Genomic DNA, 21358 nt, shown 5'->3' with positions numbered 1-21358 from the left:
CCTGATTACAGGCGAACATTCGTTAATTATTAAAATACCCTGGAATAAGACAGGTTCACACTGCGCCCAATACCCTTGAAATTGCGGATGTCGTTACCCGCGGTCTGGGAGTAGTAGGTGAAGTAGTCTTCGTTGGTCAGGTTCTGAATACCCAGGGCAAACTCACCACTCATGGCCTGCAATTGCGCGCTGGCATCAATGACGGTGTAGCCATCGAATTCACGAGTGACGTTGCCTTCTGCGTTCTCGAAATCACGGTCCAGCAGCCAGTTAGCCTGAATGCGCGTGCTCAGTACGTCGGTCCAGTTGCGCGCCCAGCTGGGGTTGAAACGGTTGGGCGCGATATTGCGGCCGTCCAGATCGGTATCCACGTTGCCGTCGTCATCGGCGTCGTAACGGCCTTTGGTGTAGGCGTAGCGGGCTTCCAGTGTGTCTGTATCCGTGGCAAACCACTGACCGCGCAGCTCGAAACCGTTGATATCGGTTTTTTCCCGCTGCACGCTGTAAATACCGTCGTCGCCAAGGGCCAGACGCTGACCTATATCGGAATCGGATGAGTAGTAGGCTACCTGTGCGGCAAACTGTTCGCTATCGAACTCCAGGCCCAGTTCCTGGTTTTCCGTCAGGATGGGCTGCATATCCAGGAAGTTCTCCACTTCCTGCCCGGGCTCGTCGATGCCCCGCAGAACCCGCCCGACATCCGGCATGGAAAAGCCTTCTGAATAGTTCGCGTACACCCGCAGGCTATCGGTCACCGCGTAGGTCGCGCCAATATTGCCGAGCGTTTCGCTGAATTCCGGGTTGCCGCCTTTGACGAACTGGCTGCCGTATGAGGCCAGGGTGGTGAAGTCATCCACTTGCAGCTCGGAGATTTCATGGCGCACGCCGGCGGTGATGGTCAGGTGCTCGATACCGCTGAATTCTGCCTGTGCGTAGGGTGCGATATTCTTGTATTGGGTAGGAGGAACCCAGGCGCGGCTGGTAAGAATCAGCTGCTGCCAGGTTTCGTCCTGTAGCAGGTCCACGCCGTAGGCGAGGCTGACCGGTGCGCCGGCGATATCGTCTTTGATCAGCGTCAGCTTGAGGCCCTGTTTCTCAGAATTGTTTTGCGACTGGTCAAAAAGATCTGGCCCGTAGATATCTACGTCCTGAAAAGTGCCACTGTTGGTGGCGCCGTAGGTGCCGGCAAAGTCCTGAGAAAACACCTGGGTGCGCAGCTTTTGCCCGAAAAAGTCTTCGTTGCTGTATTGCAGGTTGATCGTTGTGATTTCATTGGAGGGCGACTTGCCGGGAACGTCGCCCTCTACCGCTGTCGTGGGAATGCCGGCGTCAATATCCCCGTCCACACTCCGCCAGTTGTTGTTTCCTTCCACCAGAAAGTGATTGATGGTCAGCTGCACGCGCTGATCATCCCAGCTATAACCCGTCTTGATGAAGGCGTTGGTGGTCTCACTATCCATGGTATCGCCCTGGGTATTGTCGAAGCCGACAATATCGCCGTTGGCATCGTAGCTGACGCCGCTGTTGCGATAGGTCACGCTGGCCAGAACGTCGATGTCGCGCACTTTGCCGGAAAGACTGTAACTACCGTTGTAACCCAGGGTGTCGCTAAGCTCTTCGGTCTGCAACGCAGACTCCACGCGCACACTCTGCTGGAAGTCATCACTGGGTGTGCGGGTAATCAGGTTGATGATACCGCCAGATGCCCCCATACCGTGGATCGCATTGGCGCCGTGAATCACTTCCACACGCTCCAGAACCAGCGGGTCGATGGTGTGACCATCGCGGCCTCCGTTGCGCAGAGGGTTGGACTGGGGTACACCATCGATCAGATACAGTGGCTTGCGGCCTCGCAGGCTTTCGCCGGAGCTGGTCATCTTCTGGCGGCTGGGAGAAAAGCTCGGAATCAGGTTACCCAGAATGGTGGACAGGTCACTGGTGGCGGCCATCTGATCCGACAGCGCCTGCTGGTCGATCAGGGTGACGGTATTCGGGATGGCACTGAGAGGCTTCTCCGTGCGGCTTGCGGTCACGACCACTTCTTCTTCGATCTGCGAGTTGCTTTCGGCGGCAACGGAAAGCGTGCTGGTCGCGGCAATGGCTAGGGCAAGAGTAGTGCGGGTCCCGCGCATTCTGAGCTCCTTGGGGCTAAGGCTTAAAAGTGGCGCGATCTTAAGTAAAATGAGAATGTTTATCAATGCTGTTTCTTGGGTTGTGGGTTTGGTTAAGGTGCGATACGGAAGTGATAGAAGCGGTAAAAGTGTCTATATAAAAGATGCACGGTGCTGTCGGTCCCGCCCCGTTACAAATGGGTGTGATTAAATGCCAGAAGTGACTTGACTCCCCGGGGGGCGATCAATAGAATGCGCAGCCTCTTGAGCGGTTGGGGCAACCCATCGCGAGGGGCCGGTCTCTACCAGGATCCGGTCTCTGGGAAGTGTCGGTGCGGGGTGGAGCAGCCTGGTAGCTCGTCGGGCTCATAACCCGAAGGTCGTAGGTTCGAATCCTGCCCCCGCTACCAATTTCCATCTTATACTTCTGATGTGTAGATGGTTGTTAACTCCCAAGATGTTGTTGCGGGGTGGAGCAGCCTGGTAGCTCGTCGGGCTCATAACCCGAAGGTCGTAGGTTCAAATCCTGCCCCCGCTACCAATTTCAGGTACCATTGGTTCTTAGCTAGATGCCCGACTCGGGCTCGCTATCTACCTCTGGCGGCGTAGCCGGCGAAGGTCTAGGGTTCAAATCCTGCCCCCGCTACCAATTTCAGGTACCATTGGTTCTTGGCTAGATGCCCGACTCGGGCTCGCTATCTACCTCTGGCGGCATAGCCGGCGAAGGTCTAGGGTTCAAATCCTGCCCCCGCTACCAAATTCTGTAGTCATATAAAGGTTATGTGACTACGCAGTTGAAGCCCCTGTTAGGGGCTTTTTCGTATCTGCGGCAAGCGAGAGTCTCTCGGTTTGCCATCCGAATGGGCCGGGAGTCGGCGCCGCGGTTTCTCATTCGGACCGTGGGGTCAGCTCCGCTGCCCATTTTTTGTTCTTTGCGATCGGCTGGGCCGGTTGCACATCCGCCCCGAAATGGGGACACAGGTGATATGGCAAGTAAGCGCGAACTGTTGGAAGAGCTTCTGGCTCCGGTGGTTGAGTCACTGGGCTGCGAGCTGTGGGGCATCGATTATCAGACCCACGGCCGCAACGCCCTGCTGCGAATCTACATCGATTCCGAGCGCGGTATTTCCGTGGATGACTGTGAAAAAGTCAGTCGCCAGGTGAGCGCGGTGATGGATGTGGAAGATCCCATCAGCAGCAAATACACCCTTGAAGTATCTTCTCCGGGGATGGATCGCCCCCTGTACAAGTTGGAACAGTATCAGCGCTATATTGGCGCCCAGGTCGAGCTACGCTTGCGCATGCCGCTGGATGGTCAGCGCAAATGGCGGGGCTTGCTGGCCGGAGTCGAAGGGGACGAAATCGTCCTGCGTATCGACAGCGAAAATGAATACCTGTTGCCAATCGACAGTATCGAGAAGGCCAATATCATTCCGCAGTTTGATAGCGAGAAGTAATCGCGCTTGCAAGGAACACAGTTTCAGATTTTCGGGTCCGGGTTTGGGCCGACCATGTTAGGGCAATGCGGAAGTAGCCGGTGGGAATAGCGGTATGAGTCCCACCAGAGCATTGATTAGTCAGCACGTAGCGTTTTTTAAAGAGGCAGCTGCATGAACAAAGAAATCTTGCTGGTAGCCGAGGCGGTTTCCAACGAGAAAGGCGTTGACCGGGATATTATTTTCCAGGCAATTGAGGTGGCCCTCGCGACTGCCACCAAGAAGCGCTACGACGAAGATTCCACCATTGAGGTGATCATTGATCGCCGCACCGGTGACTACGAAACGTTCCGCAGCTGGGAAGTGGTCGATGACGACACCCTCGCCGAGCTGGGCACCCAGTTCACCCTGGAAGAAGCCCATGAGAAAGATCCCGAGCTGAAAGCCGGTGATGTCTATCGCGAGCAGGTGGAAAACGTCGAGTTCGGCCGTATTGCTGCGCAAACCGCCAAGCAGGTCATCGTGCAGAAGGTACGTGAAGCCGAGCGTGCCAAGATCGTCGACGAGTATCGCGATCGTGTCGGCGAGCTGGTGAGCGGAACCGTGAAAAAGGTGACCCGCGATTTCATCGCTGTGGACCTGGGCAACAATGCGGAAGCGCGTCTGCCCCGGGACCAGCTGGTGGGCCGTGAGATTTTCCGTCTCAACGACCGTGTGCGCGCCATTTTGCTGGAAATTGAGCCGGAAGCCCGCGGGCCGCAATTGAAGCTGAGCCGCTCCTGCCCGGAAATGCTGATCGAGCTGTTCCGCATCGAGGTGCCGGAAATCTCCGAGCAGGTGATCGAGATCAAGGGCGCTGCCCGTGACCCCGGCCTGCGCGCCAAGATCGCGGTCAACACCAACGACGGGCGTATCGACCCGGTAGGTGCCTGCGTTGGCATGCGTGGTGCACGTGTGCAGGCGGTTTCCAACGAATTGTCTGGCGAGCGTGTTGATATTGTGCTGTGGGATGAAAACCCCGCTCAGTTCGTAATCAACGCCATGGCGCCTGCGGAAATTGAGTCCATCGTCGTCGACGAAGATGCCGGCTCGATGGATGTCGCGGTGGCCGAAGAGAATCTGGCGATGGCCATCGGTCGCAGCGGTCAGAACGTACGGCTCGCGTCTGAGCTGACCCAGTGGCAGATCAACGTCATGAGCGTTGACGAGTGGCAGGCCAAGCAGGAAGCCGAATCCGGCAGCATCATGGAAACGTTCATGGAGCGCCTGGATATCGACGAAGACGTGGCTGGCGTACTGGTGGAAGAAGGCTTCACCACCCTCGAGGAAGTGGCCTACGTACCCATCGAAGAAATGCTGGGTATTGAAGGCTTCGATGAAGAGATCGCCGAAGAGCTGCGTGCACGCGCCAAAGACGCGCTGCTGACGCAAGCCCTGGCCTCTGAGGAAGAGCTGGAGGCGTCCGAGCCTCAGGAAGACCTGCTGAATATGGAAGGCATGGACCGTCAACTGGCGTTCCTGCTGGCCAGCCGCGGTGTGTCTTCCATGGAAGACCTGGCAGAGCAGGCGGTGGACGACCTGCTCGATATCGAAGGCATGGACCAGGAACGTGCCGCAGCCTTGATCATGAAAGCGCGCGAACCCTGGTTCGCCGACGACAGTGATCAAGAGGCGTAATGTCAAGGTGCCGGGCCATCGCCCGGCACTGCGCGTGGCGCACAGCGCCCGCGCCCACCAATTGCCTGCCGTGCAGGCCAAGGGTGGAGCGGTAAAATGAATTAATACCGCTCCGCTGCAAAGTGACTTTTTAGGAGAGAGAATGGCCGAAGTAACAGTTAGCGAACTCGCCAAATCGGTTGGTGCCACCGAAGAGCGTCTGCTCAAGCAGATGCAGGAGGCGGGTTTGCCCCACACTTCAGCGGATGCAAAGGTATCTGCGGAAGAAAAGCAGGTCCTGCTCAATTTTCTGAAAAGCAGCCACGGCAGCAGTAAAGGGGAAGAGGGCGCCGCACCTCGTAAAATCACCCTCAAGCGCAAAACCACCACGACCTTGAAAACCGGCTCTGGCACTGGCCGCAAGACCGTGAATGTGGAGGTGCGTAAAAAACGCACCTATGTAAAACGCGCGGAAGCGGAAGGGGAGCAGGCACCGGCGGAAGCGGATGTGGATACCTCCGCACTGAAGAAAGCGGAAGAAGAGTTGGCCGCGGCAGAGAAAGCCGCCGCTGATCGCGCCCTCGCTGAGCAGGAGGCCGCAGAGGCGGAAGCCAAAGCCCGCGCTGAGGCGGAAGCCAAGGCCAAGCAGGAAGCCGAGGCCGCTGCCAAGGCAGAAGCGGAAGCCAAAGCCGCCGCTGAAGAAGCCGCGGCGAAAGAAGCTGCAGAAGCCAAACAGGAAGAAGCCAAGCCTGCACCGGCACCCAAGAAACCCAAGCCGGAGCCGGCACCTATCCGCTCCAGCTACGTCGACGATATCGAAGCTATGCGTATTGCCGCCATGGAGCGCCGCAAGAAAGAAGCGGAACGCGAAGCGGCGGAGCTGGAAGAGAAAAAAGCCCGCGTAGAAGCAGAGCGCAAGCGCGTTGAGGAAGAGCAGAAAGAGCGCGCGGAAAAAGCCAAGCAGAAGACCGCCGCCGACGCCGCTGCGGTCAAGCCCTCCCTGCGCCGTAAACAGGAAGCGGTTGTCGACGACCGCGATGACGACGAGCCGCGCAAAAAACGCAGCCGTCGCGGCAAATCCGGCCCGAAAAAGTCCAGCAAGACCTCCCTGTACGATGCCGCGCTGGAAGCCTTCGAGACCGAAGACGAGAAACGCAGTACCCGCTCTCTCTCTCGTCCGACGCTGAAAGTGAAGAACACACACGGCTTCAAGAAGCCGACAGGAAAGCAAGTGTACGAAGTACAACTGGGCGAGACGATTACCGTCGGCGAACTGGCCAAGCAGTTGAATATCAAGGCCGGCGAGCTGATCAAGCGCCTGATGAAAATGGGCGAAATGGTCACCATCAACCAGAGCCTGGATCGCGATACTGCGACCCTGATCGTCGAAGAGATGGGCCACAAAGTGGTTCTGCGCTCCGAAAACGAGCTGGAAGAAAAGCTGGTCGCGCTGACCGCCGATATCGAAGGTGAAGAAGTTTCCCGCTCTCCGGTGGTCACCGTCATGGGCCACGTAGACCACGGTAAAACTTCGCTGCTGGACTACATCCGCGAGACCAAGGTCGCCTCCGGTGAAGCCGGTGGTATTACCCAGCACATCGGTGCTTACCGGGTGAAAACCAGCCAGGGCGAGATCGCTTTCCTGGATACCCCGGGACACGCCGCGTTTACCGCCATGCGTGCCCGCGGTGCTCAGGCCACCGACGTGGTTATTCTGGTGGTCGCCGCGGACGACGGTGTGATGCCGCAGACCGAAGAGGCCATCGCCCACTCGAAAGCGGCGGGCGTGCCGATGGTTGTCGCCATCAACAAGTGTGACAAGGAAGCCGCCGATCCGGATCGGGTGAAGAACGAACTGGCCGCAAAAGACGTTATCCCGGAAGACTGGGGTGGCGATACGCAGTTTATCGAAGTCTCCGCGCATACCGGTCAGGGCATTGACGAGCTGCTGGAAGCCGTCTCCCTGCAGTCCGAAATGCTGGAACTGAAAGCCAAAGTTGGCGTACCGGCCAACGGTGTTGTGATTGAAGCGCGCCTGGAAAAAGGCCGCGGTGTGGTTGCGACCCTGCTGGTACAGAGCGGCGAGTTGAAGCGCGGTGATATCGTACTGGCGGGCCAGAGCTATGGCCGCGTACGTGCCATGACCAATGAGCTGGGCAAATCCGTGAAGGAAGCCGGCCCGTCCACTCCGGTGGAGCTGCTGGGTCTGGACTCTACCCCGAATGCCGGTGATGAATTCCTGGTGGTGGCGGATGAGCGCAAGGCCCGTGAAGTGGCCGAGCAACGCGCGGACAAAGAGCGCATCGAGCGTATGCAGCGTCAGCAGGCTGCCAAACTGGAAAACATGTTTGCCAACATGGAAGCCGGCGAGAAGAAGGTTCTGCCGGTCATCGTCAAAGCGGACGTGCGTGGCTCCCTGGAAGCGATCCAGGCTGCTCTGGCGGAAATCGGTAACGAAGAAGTGTCCGTCAACGTGGTTTCCAGTGGTGTGGGCGGTATCGCCGAGAACGATATCAACCTGGCCCTGACCTCCGGCGCCATCGTGATCGGTTTCAATACCCGTGCCGATGTAGCCGCGCGCAAGCTGGCGGAAACCGAGAGCGTTGAAATCCGTTACTACAGCGTGATCTACAACCTGCTGGACGAAGTGAAGCAGGCCCTGTCTGGCATGCTGGATCCTGAAGAGCGCGAAGAAATCGTCGGTATCGCCGAAGTGCGCGACGTATTCCGCTCGCCGAAACTGGGTGCGATCGCCGGCTGTATGGTCACCGAAGGTACCGTCTACCGCAACAAGCCTATCCGTGTACTGCGTGACAACGTGGTCATCTACGAAGGTGAGCTGGAGTCCCTGCGTCGCTTCAAAGATGACGTGCAGGAAGTCCGCAACGGAATGGAGTGTGGTATCGGCGTTAAAGGCTACAATGACGTCAAGCCGGGCGACCAGATCGAGGTGTTCGACATCGTTAAGGTAGCTCGCGAGCTGTAATTGACCGTCACACTGACGAAGATAGATCGTCACCCTGGCGAATATATTTCGTCATCCCGGCGAGTGTATTTCGTCATCCCGGCGAATATATTTCGTCATCCCGGCGAAGGCCGGGATCCAGGGGGAAATGAACCGTCGCCCCGGCACAGCCCGGGGTTCAGTTAACCACCGTGGTTTTCTGGGTTCCAGCCTGCGCCGGAACGACGTTGTTTCAGCCGTTTTCATAGGTAATCAATGGCCAAAGAATTCCACCGTGCTGACCGGGTAGCCGACGCCATGCGTCGCGAGCTGGCCCGACTGATCCAGCACGAAGTGCGCGACCCGCGGGTTGGCATGGTCAATGTCAACGACGTGGAAGTGAGCCGCGATCTCACCACCGCCAAGGTGTTTGTCACCCTGGTAGGCGAGGATGATCGCAACAAAATCGATATTTCCATGGAGGCGCTGAACAAGGCCGCAGGATTTCTGCGCACTCAGCTCGCCAAGGAAATCCAGATCCGCACCATTCCCCGTCTGCAATTCCGCTACGACGAAACCTCCGTGCGTGGTCAGCACCTGTCGGCGCTGATCGACAAGGCGGTGAAGTCGGACCAGAAAAAATCTGACGACGATCCGGAAGAACAGAACGACTGATGGGCCGCAGACCAAAATGGGGGCGGCAGATTGATGGTGTGCTGTTGTTGAACAAGCCCGCCGGGATTTCTGCCAACGACGCCCTGCAAAGAGCCAAACGCCTGTTCTTCGCCAACCGCGCCGGCCACACCGGTGCGCTGGACCCATTGGCGACCGGCGTGTTGCCGATCTGTTTCGGCGAAGCGACCAAATTCTCCCAGTACCTGCTGGACGCGGACAAACGCTACCGCAGTACCTTCTGTTTCGGCATGACCACCGAAACCGGGGATGCGGATGGTGACGTGGTTGCGACCAGTGACGCCTCAGGCCTCACGGAGCAACAGGTGTCTGATGCGATGGCCGCATTCCGCGGAACCATCAGTCAGGTTCCGTCCATGTATTCTGCCCTCAAGCACAATGGCCAGCCTTTGTACAAGCTGGCGCGCCAGGGCATCGAAGTGGAGCGCGAGGCGCGTCAGGTCGAGATCTTTTCCTACGAGCTGGTGCGCTTCACCCCGGGATCCGCATCACCGGACAAGCTGCCGCGTGCGGTGGTCGAGGTGCACTGCTCCAAGGGCACTTATGTGCGCAGTCTGGCGGAAGATCTGGGCAAGGCGCTGGGCGTAGGTGCCTTCGTTGAGAAGTTGCACCGCATCGCCGCCGGCCCCTATCACGAAGACGACTCGGTCACGCTGGATACACTGACCGAGGAGCGCGGAGAAGGGCGCGCGGAAGTACTGGACCACCACCTGCTTCCGGCGGATTCCCCCGCCTCCGATCTGCCCAGAATGACCCTTTCTGAAGACACAGGTTACTATCTGCGTCAGGGCCAGCCGGTAATGGATCTGCAGGTCTATCGTTTGGGCGATGAAGGTGATATGGTGCGCCTCTTCCTGGAAAGTGGTGAATTTCTAGGCGTTGGAGAGATTACTGATGATGGGCGGGTCGCCCCGCGCCGTCTGGTAAAGTAGCACTCCTGAACGTCGTCATACCGGCGCAGGCCGGTATCCAGTGGATTCCGCACCGGATCTAGTCCGGTAATGACAAAATGTCTGGAATGACGATGGGAAGGTACTGTGAGCGGGGTAACCCGCAACCGCAACTAGCTGGTCTGTAAACATGCACGGGCCAGCCGAATTTTCAAAGCATGTTACGAACGAGGTAATTCGTTATGGCACTGTCTGCAAATGAAAAAGCAGCCATCCTGAAAGAGCACGGCCAAGCTGAAGGCGACACCGGTTCTCCGGAAGTCCAGGTAGCCCTGCTGACTGCCAACATCAACAAGCTTCAGGGTCACTTTGCTTCTCACAAGCAAGACCACCACTCCCGTCGTGGTCTGATCCGCATGGTAAACCAGCGTCGTAAGCTGCTGGACTACCTGAAGCGCAAGGATCTGAACCGTTACGCTCAGCTGATCGCCAAGCTCGGCCTGCGTCGCTAAGACCCTGACAATGCCCGCCCTCTGGCGGGCATTGTTCTTTATAGAATTCGAATTTTCCGAAACGCGATGTTTGTTTCGGGAATGTCGGGCCGGCAAACACAGGCTCGGCACATTCGTCTGCGGTGCAGGCGAACAACTGTAGGGGCTGTTGGAATGGGCCAGCAGCCGTAAGGAAACAGGAAAGAAACTAGTGAATCCAGTAACCAAAACATTCCAGTACGGAAATCAGCAAGTCACCATTGAAACTGGCCGTATCGCACGTCAGGCCACTGGTGCAGCGCTGGTCACCATGGGTGAAACCGTTGTGTTGTGTACCGTTGTCGGTGCCAAAGAAGCCAAGCCAGACCAGAGCTTCTTCCCGCTGTCCGTACACTATGTAGAAAAGGCCTACGCGGCCGGCAAGATTCCCGGTGGCTTCTTCAAGCGTGAAGGCCGCCCGTCCGAGAAAGAAACTCTGACCTCCCGTCTGATCGACCGTCCGATCCGCCCGCTGTTCCCGAACGGCTTTATGAACGAAGTACAGGTGATGATTACCGTACTGTCTGCGGAAAAAGACGTAGATCCGGATATCGCCGGCATGATCGGCACCTCCGCGGCACTGTCCGTATCTGGTATTCCTTTCGCTGGCCCGATTGGCGCCGCGCGTGTGGGTTACACCGAAAAAGATGGCTACATCCTGAACCCGGGCTACGCGGCTCTGAAAGAGTCCGAGCTGGACATGGTTGTGGCTGGTACCAAAGACGCGGTTCTGATGGTGGAATCCGAAGCCGCCGAGCTGCCGGAAGACATCATGCTGGGCGCGGTACTGTTCGCCCACCAGGAAATGCAGGCCGTTGTTAAAGTCTGCGCCGAGCTGAAAGCCGAAGCTGGCAAGCCCACCTGGGACTGGCAGGCTGAAGCGGTCAACGAAGATCTGAAATCCGCGCTGGAAGCGCAGTTCGGTGAGAAAGTGGCAGAAGCCTACAAGATCACCGACAAGCAGCAGCGCACCGCCCGTCTGGGCGAGCTGCGCAACGAAGCGGCCGAAGCCCTGTCCACCGAAGAGCTGGATGCCGGCACAGTGAAAAGCTACTTCGGCAAGCTGGAGAAGAAAACCGTACGCGGCGCCGTGGTGCGCGGTGAGCCCCGTATCGACGGTCGCGACACCAAAACCGTTCGCCCGATCTCCGTAGAAGTCGGCGTACTGCCGAAGTCTCACGGCTCTGCGCTGTTCACCCGCGGTGAAACTCAGGCACTGGTGGTTTCCACTCTTGGCGCTACCCGCGATGCACAGATCATCGACGCCCTGGAAGGCGAGCGTAAAGACTACTTTATGCTGCACTACAACTTCCCTCCCTACTCTGTAGGTGAAGCAGGTCGTGTGGGTGCGACCGGCCGTCGTGAAATCGGCCACGGTCGTCTGGCCCGCCGCGGTATCGCGGCTGTTCTGCCGAACCCGGAAGAATTCCCCTACACACTGCGAGTGGTTTCCGAGATCACAGAATCCAACGGCTCCAGCTCCATGGCTTCCGTGTGTGGTTCCAGCCTGGCACTGATGGACGCAGGTGTACCGCTGAAAGCGCCGGTTGCCGGTATCGCGATGGGCCTGGTGAAGGAAGACGAAGGCTTCGCGGTTCTGACCGATATCCTGGGTGACGAAGACCATCTGGGCGACATGGACTTCAAGGTAGCCGGTACCGCTTCTGGTGTAACTGCGCTGCAGATGGACATCAAGATCGAAGGTATCACCGAAGAGATCATGGAAACTGCCCTGGAGCAGGCCTTGCATGCGCGCCTGCATATCCTGGCGGAAATGAACAAGGTAATCGGCGAGTCCCGTTCCGTAGTGAATGAAAACGCCCCCCGTTACGCCACCCTGAAGATCCATCCGGATAAAATCCGCGACGTGATCGGTAAAGGCGGCGCGACCATCCGCTCCATCACCGAAGAAACCGGTGCCTCCATCGACATCGAAGACGATGGTTCCGTGAAGGTATTCGGTGAAGACGGCCAGAGCCTGGAAGCGGCAGTTACTCGTATCGAGGAAATCACCGCGGAAGCCGAGATCGGAGCCATCTACGAAGGTAAGGTGGTACGTATCGTCGACTTCGGCGCATTCGTAAACTTCCTGCCGGGCAAAGACGGCTTGGTGCATATCTCCCAGATCGCCGAAGAGCGCGTCAATGCGGTCACCGACTATCTGAGCGAAGGCCAGATGGTCAAAGTGAAGGTGCTGGACGTAGACCAGCGCGGCCGCATCAAGCTGTCCATCAAGGAAGCCAAAGCCGAAGAAGCCGAGCAGGCGGATGAGGCCACTGGCGAGGAGTAATTCCTCCCGGTTTGGCACGCTTGCTTGCAAGCGACGGAAAACGGTGGCTATATGCCGCCGTTTTTTTTGCTGGTAGAAAATTGAAATACGGGACGGGAGTGCGCAGTGGAAGTGTTATTGATTTACCTGTTGGTGGGGATGGGTGCAGGGACCATTGCCGGCCTGTTCGGCGTGGGCGGAGGCCTGATTATCGTGCCGGCGCTGGTGCTGGTATTTACTGCCCAGGGGATCGCCCCCGAGATTCTCACCCATATGGCCGTCGGCACGTCGCTCGCGACCATCATCATTACCTCCATCAGCTCAGTGCGCACTCATCACGGTAAACGCGCGGTGGATTGGGCCATTTTCGCCGCCATGGCGCCGGGTATTCTGCTCGGCTCCTGGATTGGAGGCGTGACCGCAGACTGGTTGAGCGGCGCCTGGCTGCAGCTGCTGATCGGGCTGTTTGCGGTCGGTATTGCACTCAAGATGTGGTTGGATGGACTGCGCAAGGGGCCGCTGCCCACCAATGGTGAAAAGGTGCCGGGAAAAGTGGGTTTGTCCATTGCCGGTGGTTTTATCGGCTGGGTTTCCGCCATCTTCGGGATTGGTGGGGGCTCACTGACGGTGCCCTTCCTGTCCCGCTGTCATGTGGTCATGCAGCGTGCGGTGGCGACGTCAGCCGCCTGCGGCCTGCCCATCGCCATTGCCGGTGCGCTCAGTTTTGCGGTGCAGGGCTGGAATAACCCGCAATTACCGGAGTGGAGCGGTGGTTATATCTACTGGCCCGCGTTTCTCGGTATCGTACTCGCCAGCACCTGGTTTGCGCGCTTCGGTGCCCTGCTGGCCCACAAGCTGTCTCCGCAGTTACTGAAGAACTGCTTTGCCGGGCTGTTATTCTTTATCGGTGCCCGCTTTATCTGGCTGAACTACGCAGTGGTCGCCAGCTAATAACGGGCCCTGTAAGGCAGCCTCCCACAGGGTGGTTCACCCACCACAAAAAAAAGGCCGCTGCGGTTTCCCGCAGCGGCCTTTTCCGTTCGGGCTAAGCCGATTATCCAACCGTCTTCGCAGGCGCCTCGGCCGGCTCAATTGCTTCGATGTGCTCTTCACCCTGACCTTCCCAGGACTTGGACTTGAGGCTGATCAGCGCAATCACGGCACCGATACCAATGCTGAAGATGGCGATCTGCAGGTACAGGTTCGGCAGCTCGGAAACATTGTTCGGATCGAGGTTACCCGCCAACAGGCCGGCAATAATGTTACCGATGGAGTAGGTGAGTACGAACACACCCATCATCTGGCCAGCAAAGCGACGCGGCGACAGCTTGCTCACTGCACTCAGGGCCACCGGGCTCAGGCACAGTTCACCCACCGTGTGCAGGAAGTAAGTGGTTACCAGCCACATCGGCGCGACTTTCAGGCCTGCCGCGGCTTGCTGGGCGGCGAAGAACATCACGATAAAGCCGGTGGCCATAATGATCAGGCCGATGGCGCACTTCATGCCATAGGATGGCGAGATCATGCGCTTGCCCAGGTTGATCCACAGGGCGGCGAAGAAGGGAGACAGAATGATGATGAACATCGGGTTCACATTCTGGAACCAGGATGCCGGAATCTCGAAGGACCCGATCATGCGGTCGGTAAAGTCACGACCAAACAGGTTCAGGGAGGAGCCCGCCTGTTCGAATCCGGACCAGAAACAGGCGGAAGCCACACACACCAGGAACAGGGCCCACATGCGCTTCTTCTCGGCCTGGGTCAGCTTGCCGCCAAAATAGATGTAGGCGTAGTAGGCGAAGAAGATGACGGTAAAGGCAATGGCCACGTACTTGGCTACGGCAACCGGGTCAAAAGCGATCACGCCGCTCATGGTCAGGGCGGTAATCACCACGACGGTACCAACGATCGCCCAGATGGTGCTCCAGGCTTTCTTTTCGCCCGCTGGTGTCATCGGGTGCTCCGGCTTCAGGCTCGCATCGCCCAGGTTACCGATGGTCTTGCGGTACTGAACCAGGCCAATTGCCATACCTACCGCAGCGGCACCAAAGCCCCAGTGCCAACCGACTTTCTCACCGAAGTAGCCACAGATCATGTAGCCCAGCACGGAGCCAATATTGATACCCATGTGATACAGGGCATAGCCACTGTCGCGACGCACATCGTCGTCGGCGTAGAGGTGGCCAACCAGTGCGCTGATATTGGGCTTGAGCAGGCCAGTGCCGGTGGCAACCAGTATCAGGCCAATAAAGAAGGTGTGTTCGCTGGGAATGGCGAGCACGATATGGCCGCACATGATGATGATGCCGCCGTACCAGACGGTGCGCTGCCCGCCGAGCAGGCGGTCCGCAATCCAGCCACCGGGGAGGCCGAGAAAGTACACCGCGCCGGTGTAGAGGCCGTAGATGGCGGTAGCGGCGGCAAAGGTAAAGGCCAGGCCTTCCTGCTGCAGGCTGGCGGTCATAAACAGGACCAGCAGAGCCCGCATGCCGTAGTAACTCATCCGCTCCCACATCTCGGTAAAGAAGAGGGTGGAAAGCCCCTTGGGATGGCCAAAAAAGCCATCGCTGTTTTGTTGTGGCTGTGACGACATATCAGTTGTTCCGATTGTTATTTGCTCGTTATAGCTTTAATTGAGACCTTTCCGAGTGTAACAGCGGTCCCGGAAACTGGCGAATGGTTACAGGTGAAACAGGAAATGAACCTGCGAAAGGTATTCCTACGCGACAGGAATTGTGGAAAATCAGAGATTCAGAACACGTTATGGGGAGAATAACCATGAAAACCCCGGAAAATTCTGGACTGCCAGAAATCAAACGGTCACATTCCGCGAACCGCCCGCGTTTCCAGCCCAGGCGGGTCGCTGCCTGTACGGCGATTGCCGCGGTTCTACTGGCCGGCTGCGCCAGCAACCCGGTCGATCCCCCAGCCCCGGCAGATGTGGGCTGGCTGCTCTCAGGTCAGGCGCTGTTTGAGCAGCCGGTACCGCGAATGGCGTTGCCGGAAGACGATATTCTCGGTCTCTCTCTGGAAATGCGCAGGTACCTCGCTCGTGTCGCCCCGCAGGCCAGTCCCCAGCAGCGTCTGGCTGCGCTGCTGCAAGGCTTCGAGAATCGCGACTTCACCGTCCAGTATCAGGCAGATCAGACATTGACCGCCAGTGACACATACCGCGAGCAGGTGGGCAACTGTATGGCCTTTACCGTGATGATGGTGGCCATGGCGCGGGAACTGGGGGCGGATGCCTACTTCAATCAGGTGGAAGTGCCACCGGTATGGGGGCATGAGGAGTCGCAGACCTTTGTGGTGTACCGCCATATCAATATGGTGAGCGAGAGCCCCCGGGGCCGCCGCGTGGTGGATTTCAATCTCGAGGCCTACGACCCCATCTACGACCAGCGCAGGCTGTCGGACACCGAGGCATTCGCTCAGTATTACAGCAATCGCGGTCTCGAGCTGATGCAGCAGGCGCAAATGGTCGATGCGTTTCGCTATTTGCGTAAGGCGTTGGACCTGAGGCCAGGAGATGCGGATCTGTGGGCAAACCTCGGGGCACTTTACAGTCGCAACCGGGCGTATGGCGCCGCAGAGCAGAGTTATCAGCAGGCGCTGCAGCTGAAGAGTAATCACACCATTGCCATAAGCAACCTGGAGCGCCTGTATCGCAAACAGGAAAAGTTTGACCTCGCCGACCACTACGCCGAGAAGGCCCGCAGAGTCAGGGAGTCGGTCAGGTTGTAGCTCGCAGACAGGGAGGGAGCAACATTGGAACCGAAGTCACTGTAGTTATCGTAACGAACAGCAGCATTTACTTCCATTTGATCCATGACTGGGATAATCGCTTCAGCAAACACTGCGGCGACATCACGTTCCCCTGCAGCCGAGTTGCCGGAGCTGCCTCCCACCAAGCCAGCCTCGGAGGCGTTGTCATACTGGTTAGCATACGAAACTGTATATGCTTCCGCGCCGGTCAGCACGATGGTCTCGCCTGCACCAAACCAGTCGCCACCATCGAACTGGAGGTGACCGTAAACTTTGGTTTGATCGGTGAAGTTGTTCTGAGAGGTTAGGGCGCGCATGGCGGCCGCACCTTCATCCGAGAATGGGTCAATGCCATTGTTCAAGACATAGTCCAGACCTGGATAGGAGAGGTAGTATGAACCGAACTCTTTAACCTCGTAGCGTCCTTTCTGTGCATAAGTCTCATAGCTCATGCCGTTCGGCAGGTCGCCGCGGAAGCCCAAAGTGAAGTCGTACTGAGTGTCAGTAACGTTATTGTCACGCGGGCCGATGTTGGTCCAGCGGTAGTAGCCCGTGATCTCGTAGTCGTCAGTGATAGAGCCATCGGCCAAAAGGGCATCGACATCGAAGGGAACGTCCGCATAGTCAGCTGGCATGTCAGACCATGCAGCCGCAGGCGGTGCGTAGCGACCAAACGATTCAACTTTCGAGAAGAGCGCATTCGCGTAGAACTCGACGTTGTCGGAAATTTCGTAGTTTGCGCTCAGGAAGGTATTGATGCGACTCAGTTCTGCTTTGTTGGCAGAAATATTTGCATACGGGTAAGTACACAGAGTGCCATCAGGTTCACCAAAGGCCGCAGCTCCAGTTTCCATAAACGTGGAGTCATCAGCGCAGCTGGTGGCGGCTTCGATGCTGTAATACTCTGTATTCGGATCGTAAATCTCGATGGTCTTACCGTAGTAAGAGTAGCCATCGGTATCTAGGTAGGCATCAAGCCGACCGTCACCATTGTCGCGAATCCAAGCAGAAGTGTATTCACGATCACCGTCAAAAATTGGGTCGCGATGATTGTACTCAGCGGAGAAGGTGATGTTGCCGCGGTCGCTTGAAAGGCCGGTTACAAAACTGAAAGACTCTTCGATTCCGTCGTCGTTAGCACGATCACCACGGCGAGTGGTGAATTCAATGCCTTCGAAGTTCTCGCGCATCATCAGGTTGACAACGCCAGCTACTGCGTCTGAACCGTACACGGCAGAAGCGCCGTCAGCCAGAATGTCAATACGCTCAACAGCCGCCATCGGGATCATATTCAAGTTGATGGATGCGGCACCCAAGTTCGGGGAGCCCGGCATACGGCGTCCGTTGATCATGACAAGGCTGCGTTGAGAGCCGAGACCACGCAGGTCAACAGTAGCGTTGGACTGGGCGGAGCTACCGGAGCGCTCGTTAAAAGAACCCAAAGAGTTCAGCGGAGTGTTGCGCAGGGTATCGGCGATCATCAGGTTGCCGAGAGCATCGATGTCTGCACGATCCATGCTTACTACTTGCGCCGCTTCGTCAAAGTTAGTGCGCTTAATGCGAGAACCGGTAACCACTACCTCTTCCACCATCGTAGCATCTTCTTGTGCGAACGCAGGCAGGGCTGGAACCATGATCGTAGCGGCTACGGCTACGGACAGGAGGTTCTTTTTCATTCTAAATCCTCTCTTGATCGTTGGATTTTTAGTGTGTTGCCAGGTTTGGCGTGTGCGGAAATGACTACCCCCAAGCGGTCATTTCCTTCCCAACGTGTATTTAACGGACTGGGAATAAGTTCCCTCAAAAAAAAATAAAAAAACTGCACACGAGAACAAAAGTCACGTTAGTCATATTGAGCTTGCTTTTATTGAAGACGATCGTCCAAAAACTTCGCGGCGGGACGTTGAATTCGGGGCAGGTACAGTAGCTGGCAAAAAAAAGCCCTGCGCGAGGCAGGGCTTTCAAGAGAGGTTTTAAAGGTTTAAAACTGCAGCGTCACACTTCCGTAGAAGAAGCGGCCGACGGTGTCATAGCTTCTCATCAGGGTGTTCATGTCATCGTAGTTGGTGACATAGGGAGGCTGCTGATTCCACATGTTGCGGATACCACCGGTCAGGGTGACATTTTCCCAGCGGAAGTAGTTGAAGTTCACATCTTGATACCAGGTGGTATCAATATGGGTTGCGAGAGCCGCAGGTGATGGATCGAAGTCATCGACTTCACCCAGCATCCGCACGGTGGTGAATGCACTCCAGCAGTCGTATTCATAGCCCAAGGTTCCGTAGAACTTCCACTCGGGGAAGGCCACGATCGCCGTGGTTACCGGGTCGGCTCCGAAGTAACCCGCCAGATCAATGGTCGGATCCTCTGCGCTGCCGCGGTATTTCCACTCGTGCAGATAAGTCGCAGACAGGTTCACGCTCACTACACCGGGGCCCGCATCCATGCTGTAGTCGAAGCCCAGGTCGACACCGGAGGTCTCAAAGGTGGACACGTTCTGGCTATTCAATAGCTGCCCGGCAATGGTATTGTCGTTCGCGCGATATGGGCTGGTAGGTGATGGGCTACTGCCTACCGCTGCGGCACCGGTGATCAGGTCACACAGCGGTGAACTGAACCCGGGGCTCTCATAACAACCTTGTACAATAGTGTTGGTGGTCAGAGTGCCAATCGCGTCATCGATGTTGATGTTGAAGTAATCAACGGTGAAACCCATGTTGTCAGTCCAGGATGGTGTCCACACACATACCCAGTGTCCAGCTCTCAGACTTCTCGGCCTCCAGATCCGGGTTGCCGCCAAACAGACCGGTGGCTTGCGGGGAAACGATTGCGGTTCCCGGGGCGATACCGTCCGCAGCACAGTTGGCCTGGACATTGGCGTTGAAGCTGCTGTCCCAGCCATTACAGGGGTCCGAATAGGTCTCGGCGGACACCGTCGGGGTCAGGTAGAGATCATCCAGACCTGGAGCTCGGAACCCTTCGGAATAGGTGCCGCGGAAACGGAGCTCATCCAGTGGTGCGTATTCAACAACTGCGCCGAAGGTGGTGTCATCGCCAATGGTGCTGTAGTCGGAGTAGCGGAAAGATGCCTCGAAAGCGAGGATTTCTGCCCAGGGACGACCTTCCAGTACAGGTACGCGCACCTCGCCGTAAAACTCATCCACGCTATAGTTGCCGCCCCAGGCATCGCCGTTTACGAAGTAGATCTGGCCAATTTCAGCCGCACCATCCGGTATGATCTCGGTACGCTCTGCACGGTTTTCATAGCCGATGGCCCATGCGGGTGCTTCACCGGTGAGGGCCCATTCGCCAAAGTCACCTACCAGGTTGGCTTGAAAGCTGCGCAGTGAAGAGCGTTCAACCGGAGAATTGGTCACCAGCGCATAGTTCTGCATTTCTTCGGTCAGAGTACCGGCCGCGAAGGGGTTCCAGGCGGTTACACCAGTCGCACCTACGGCAGCAGCACAGTCGGGGTCGGCCGCACAGGCAACGGGGTCCAGCAGGTTCTCGAAGCGCACGGTATTACCGCGCCCCCGGTCAATCTGGGTGTCGACCCAGCGGGAGTAATTGTAGGACAGGTCCCAGGTCCACTCGTTACAGAATTCCCCTTCAAGACCGACAACACCGCGCCAGGTGCTAAGGTCTTGACTGAAAGCGCGACCACCGGTCTCTTCCAAGCGACGACCAATATTCACTGGTTCGCCTATCGGGTTGTAGGGGTTGGTAACGGGGACTTCCGGTCCCCAGAAGGTACCTTCCGCAGCTAATAGTTGGTCTGAGCGGCGGTTCACGTAGGAAAGCTCACTGAAAGCTCGCACGTCAGTTACGTCTTTCCAGTCGTAAAGTTCGTAGGTTCCGTACCCATAAATGGAGGCCACTTCTTGCGGTGTGGTCAGGTAGCTGGCCGCGGCATAGTTGTACCCGTCTGTGGTGGAGTTGAAATTACGCACAACACCGGTAACCGGATCTACGATCAGCTGTCGATCGTCTTCAGTCGGTGAGAAGCGCGCTGGCGTGGTAGTAGGACTACCGCCACAAACGACATTGCCACCAGACTCACCCAGCGGGCACTCAGAGAACCGACGATCACCCTGCCAGATATCTTCGCGCTTGGTGTATTGCGCGTTCAGCATCACGTGGCCTTTGTCGTTGCCGGTACCGATGGTCATCGCCGCCAGGTACTCGTCACCGTCGCCGTGGGTAGAGGCGCCGTAATCGAAGGTCAGCTCGGCGCCTTCAAAACCTTTTTTGGTGATGATGTTGATTACACCGGCGATAGCGTCCGAGCCGTAAATCGTGGAAGCACCATCGCGCAGGATTTCTACACGTTCGATCACTGAGGTCGGAATGGTGTTGAGGTCAACCACACCGGTGGCACCGCCAGAGGAACTGAGGCGGCGTCCATTCATCAGAATCAGGGTGCGCGAAGAGCCGAGGCCGCGCAGAGAAACCGTGGCGAGACCGCCGCTGCCGTTGTTGACCGATGAACCCAATTGGCCACCAGTCATTGAAGGAATGTTTTGCAGGAAGTCTTCCAGCGTTGTCTGACCTGACTGCTCAAGTTGGGCTGCATCAAACACACTGATTGGCGTGGCGCTATTGGCGTCTGTCGCACGCTGGATGCGTGAACCGGTGACAACAATTTCTTCTACTTCTTGCTGCACATCCTGCGCAAGAGAAACGGTAGAAAAGCTGGATGTAACGGCGGCAGCCGCGATCGCGCCCTTGATTGCCCGAGAAAGACGGGTTTTGTCCATGGTATACCTCTCCTGATACCGGTGATGTTCGCCGAATTGGCCATGCCCTTCCTGACAACTACAAACATCTATCAACAAGAGGCTTGCTAACAACCCTAGAACAATTTTTTCAAGTTCAAGGTTTTTCGTGAATGAAATTGCGCCTTTGGTACATTTGCGCCAATTGTGACGTCAAAAGTGGTGCAAAAAACGAACAGTGTGTGCGCGGGGTCTAAAAAGGCAGTGGTGCGATGTGCCTTGAGAACCGCGGGTAACAGAGGAGATTGAGTACTCGGTGAAATCGAGTGGGATATGTTCAGGGAACAGAATA

At 57.2% G+C, this 21358-nt stretch carries 14 protein-coding genes and 2 tRNA genes; 11 read left to right on the top strand and 5 right to left on the bottom strand.

Going from position 1 to position 21358, the window contains the following annotated elements; genetic code table 11:
• Positions 1 to 29: 29 nt before the first annotated feature.
• On the bottom strand, positions 30 to 2132 hold the full coding sequence (locus LRR79_RS16120) for a TonB-dependent receptor (protein WP_231758184.1): 2103 nt from the start codon (positions 2130 to 2132) through the stop codon (positions 30 to 32).
• Between the two features lie 312 nt (positions 2133 to 2444).
• Here LRR79_RS16120 and LRR79_RS16115 point away from each other — a divergent pair.
• From LRR79_RS16115 to LRR79_RS16070, 10 genes are all read left to right on the top strand, one after another.
• A tRNA-Met gene (locus LRR79_RS16115) sits at positions 2445 to 2521 on the top strand.
• Positions 2522 to 2575: 54 nt separating this feature from the next.
• Positions 2576 to 2652, top strand: a tRNA-Met gene (locus LRR79_RS16110).
• Between the two features lie 445 nt (positions 2653 to 3097).
• The gene (gene rimP, locus LRR79_RS16105; protein ID WP_231758183.1) at positions 3098 to 3568 is read left to right on the top strand and encodes a ribosome maturation factor RimP; all 471 of its coding nucleotides are present in this window, start codon (positions 3098 to 3100) and stop codon (positions 3566 to 3568) included.
• A 153-nt stretch (positions 3569 to 3721) separates the two neighbouring features.
• Positions 3722 to 5224 carry a transcription termination factor NusA gene (gene nusA / locus LRR79_RS16100; RefSeq protein WP_231758182.1) on the top strand — a complete coding sequence of 501 codons (1503 nt, stop codon included), beginning with the start codon at positions 3722 to 3724 and terminating at the stop codon, positions 5222 to 5224.
• Positions 5225 to 5366: 142 nt separating this feature from the next.
• Entirely contained in the window at positions 5367 to 8189 is a 2823-nt protein-coding gene (gene infB / locus LRR79_RS16095) for a translation initiation factor IF-2 (RefSeq protein WP_231758181.1), read from the top strand.
• 234 nt (positions 8190 to 8423) lie between these two features.
• Positions 8424 to 8822, top strand: a complete 399-nt coding sequence (gene rbfA / locus LRR79_RS16090) for a 30S ribosome-binding factor RbfA (RefSeq protein WP_231758180.1) — start codon at positions 8424 to 8426, stop codon at positions 8820 to 8822.
• On the top strand, positions 8822 to 9772 hold the full coding sequence (truB, locus tag LRR79_RS16085; RefSeq protein ID WP_231758179.1) for a tRNA pseudouridine(55) synthase TruB: 951 nt from the start codon (positions 8822 to 8824) through the stop codon (positions 9770 to 9772). The genes rbfA and truB overlap by 1 nt, the downstream gene beginning before the upstream one ends.
• A 200-nt stretch (positions 9773 to 9972) precedes the next feature.
• Positions 9973 to 10242, top strand: a complete 270-nt coding sequence (gene rpsO, locus LRR79_RS16080; RefSeq protein ID WP_043318965.1) for a 30S ribosomal protein S15 — start codon at positions 9973 to 9975, stop codon at positions 10240 to 10242.
• A 190-nt stretch (positions 10243 to 10432) separates the two neighbouring features.
• On the top strand, positions 10433 to 12550 hold the full coding sequence (pnp, locus tag LRR79_RS16075) for a polyribonucleotide nucleotidyltransferase (RefSeq protein ID WP_231758178.1): 2118 nt from the start codon (positions 10433 to 10435) through the stop codon (positions 12548 to 12550).
• Positions 12551 to 12655: 105 nt separating this feature from the next.
• Positions 12656 to 13480 (top strand): sulfite exporter TauE/SafE family protein, encoded by an 825-nt coding sequence (locus LRR79_RS16070; RefSeq protein WP_231758177.1) that lies wholly within the window; start codon positions 12656 to 12658, stop codon positions 13478 to 13480.
• A 103-nt stretch (positions 13481 to 13583) separates the two neighbouring features.
• On the opposite strand, the gene LRR79_RS16065 is transcribed toward LRR79_RS16070, so the two are convergent.
• On the bottom strand, positions 13584 to 15122 hold the full coding sequence (locus LRR79_RS16065) for a peptide MFS transporter (protein WP_231758176.1): 1539 nt from the start codon (positions 15120 to 15122) through the stop codon (positions 13584 to 13586).
• A 185-nt stretch (positions 15123 to 15307) separates the two neighbouring features.
• Between LRR79_RS16065 and LRR79_RS16060 the strand changes: the two genes are divergently transcribed.
• Complete coding sequence (locus LRR79_RS16060) at positions 15308 to 16270, top strand: transglutaminase domain-containing protein (RefSeq protein ID WP_231758175.1); 963 nt, start codon at positions 15308 to 15310, stop codon at positions 16268 to 16270.
• Here LRR79_RS16060 and LRR79_RS16055 read toward each other — a convergent pair.
• From LRR79_RS16055 to LRR79_RS16050, 3 genes are all read right to left on the bottom strand, one after another.
• On the bottom strand, positions 16225 to 17967 hold the full coding sequence (locus LRR79_RS16055) for a TonB-dependent receptor plug domain-containing protein (protein ID WP_231758174.1): 1743 nt from the start codon (positions 17965 to 17967) through the stop codon (positions 16225 to 16227). The genes LRR79_RS16060 and LRR79_RS16055 overlap by 46 nt on opposite strands.
• A gap of 305 nt (positions 17968 to 18272) precedes the next feature.
• Positions 18273 to 19007 (bottom strand): TonB-dependent receptor domain-containing protein, encoded by a 735-nt coding sequence (locus tag LRR79_RS17325; RefSeq protein ID WP_269455089.1) that lies wholly within the window; start codon positions 19005 to 19007, stop codon positions 18273 to 18275.
• A gap of 4 nt (positions 19008 to 19011) precedes the next feature.
• Positions 19012 to 21048, bottom strand: coding sequence for a TonB-dependent receptor domain-containing protein (locus LRR79_RS16050; protein WP_269455088.1), 2037 nt, complete (start codon positions 21046 to 21048; stop codon positions 19012 to 19014).
• Positions 21049 to 21358 lie beyond the last annotated feature (310 nt).

Source organism: Microbulbifer elongatus (genome assembly GCF_021165935.1).
In the GTDB taxonomy this organism is placed as follows: Bacteria; Pseudomonadota; Gammaproteobacteria; order Pseudomonadales; family Cellvibrionaceae; genus Microbulbifer; species Microbulbifer elongatus.
Note: the sequence above shows the minus strand (reverse complement) of the source record. Positions and strands in the feature narration are given on the sequence as shown.

Bases quoted from the DNA above. Each gene is read 5' to 3' on its own strand.
- rpsO (WP_043318965.1), top strand. From the start codon at position 9,973: ATGGCACTGTCTGCAAATGAAAAAGCAGCCATCCTGAAAGAGCACGGC.
- LRR79_RS16120 (WP_231758184.1), bottom strand. From the start codon at position 2,132: ATGCGCGGGACCCGCACTACTCTTGCCCTAGCCATTGCCGCGACCAGC.
- infB (WP_231758181.1), top strand. From the start codon at position 5,367: ATGGCCGAAGTAACAGTTAGCGAACTCGCCAAATCGGTTGGTGCCACC.
- nusA (WP_231758182.1), top strand. From the start codon at position 3,722: ATGAACAAAGAAATCTTGCTGGTAGCCGAGGCGGTTTCCAACGAGAAA.
- rimP (WP_231758183.1), top strand. From the start codon at position 3,098: ATGGCAAGTAAGCGCGAACTGTTGGAAGAGCTTCTGGCTCCGGTGGTT.
- LRR79_RS16065 (WP_231758176.1), bottom strand. From the start codon at position 15,122: ATGTCGTCACAGCCACAACAAAACAGCGATGGCTTTTTTGGCCATCCC.
- LRR79_RS16050 (WP_269455088.1), bottom strand. From the start codon at position 21,048: ATGGACAAAACCCGTCTTTCTCGGGCAATCAAGGGCGCGATCGCGGCT.
- LRR79_RS16060 (WP_231758175.1), top strand. From the start codon at position 15,308: ATGAAAACCCCGGAAAATTCTGGACTGCCAGAAATCAAACGGTCACAT.
- LRR79_RS17325 (WP_269455089.1), bottom strand. From the start codon at position 19,007: ATGGGTTTCACCGTTGATTACTTCAACATCAACATCGATGACGCGATT.
- truB (WP_231758179.1), top strand. From the start codon at position 8,822: ATGGGCCGCAGACCAAAATGGGGGCGGCAGATTGATGGTGTGCTGTTG.
- rbfA (WP_231758180.1), top strand. From the start codon at position 8,424: ATGGCCAAAGAATTCCACCGTGCTGACCGGGTAGCCGACGCCATGCGT.
- LRR79_RS16055 (WP_231758174.1), bottom strand. From the start codon at position 17,967: ATGAAAAAGAACCTCCTGTCCGTAGCCGTAGCCGCTACGATCATGGTT.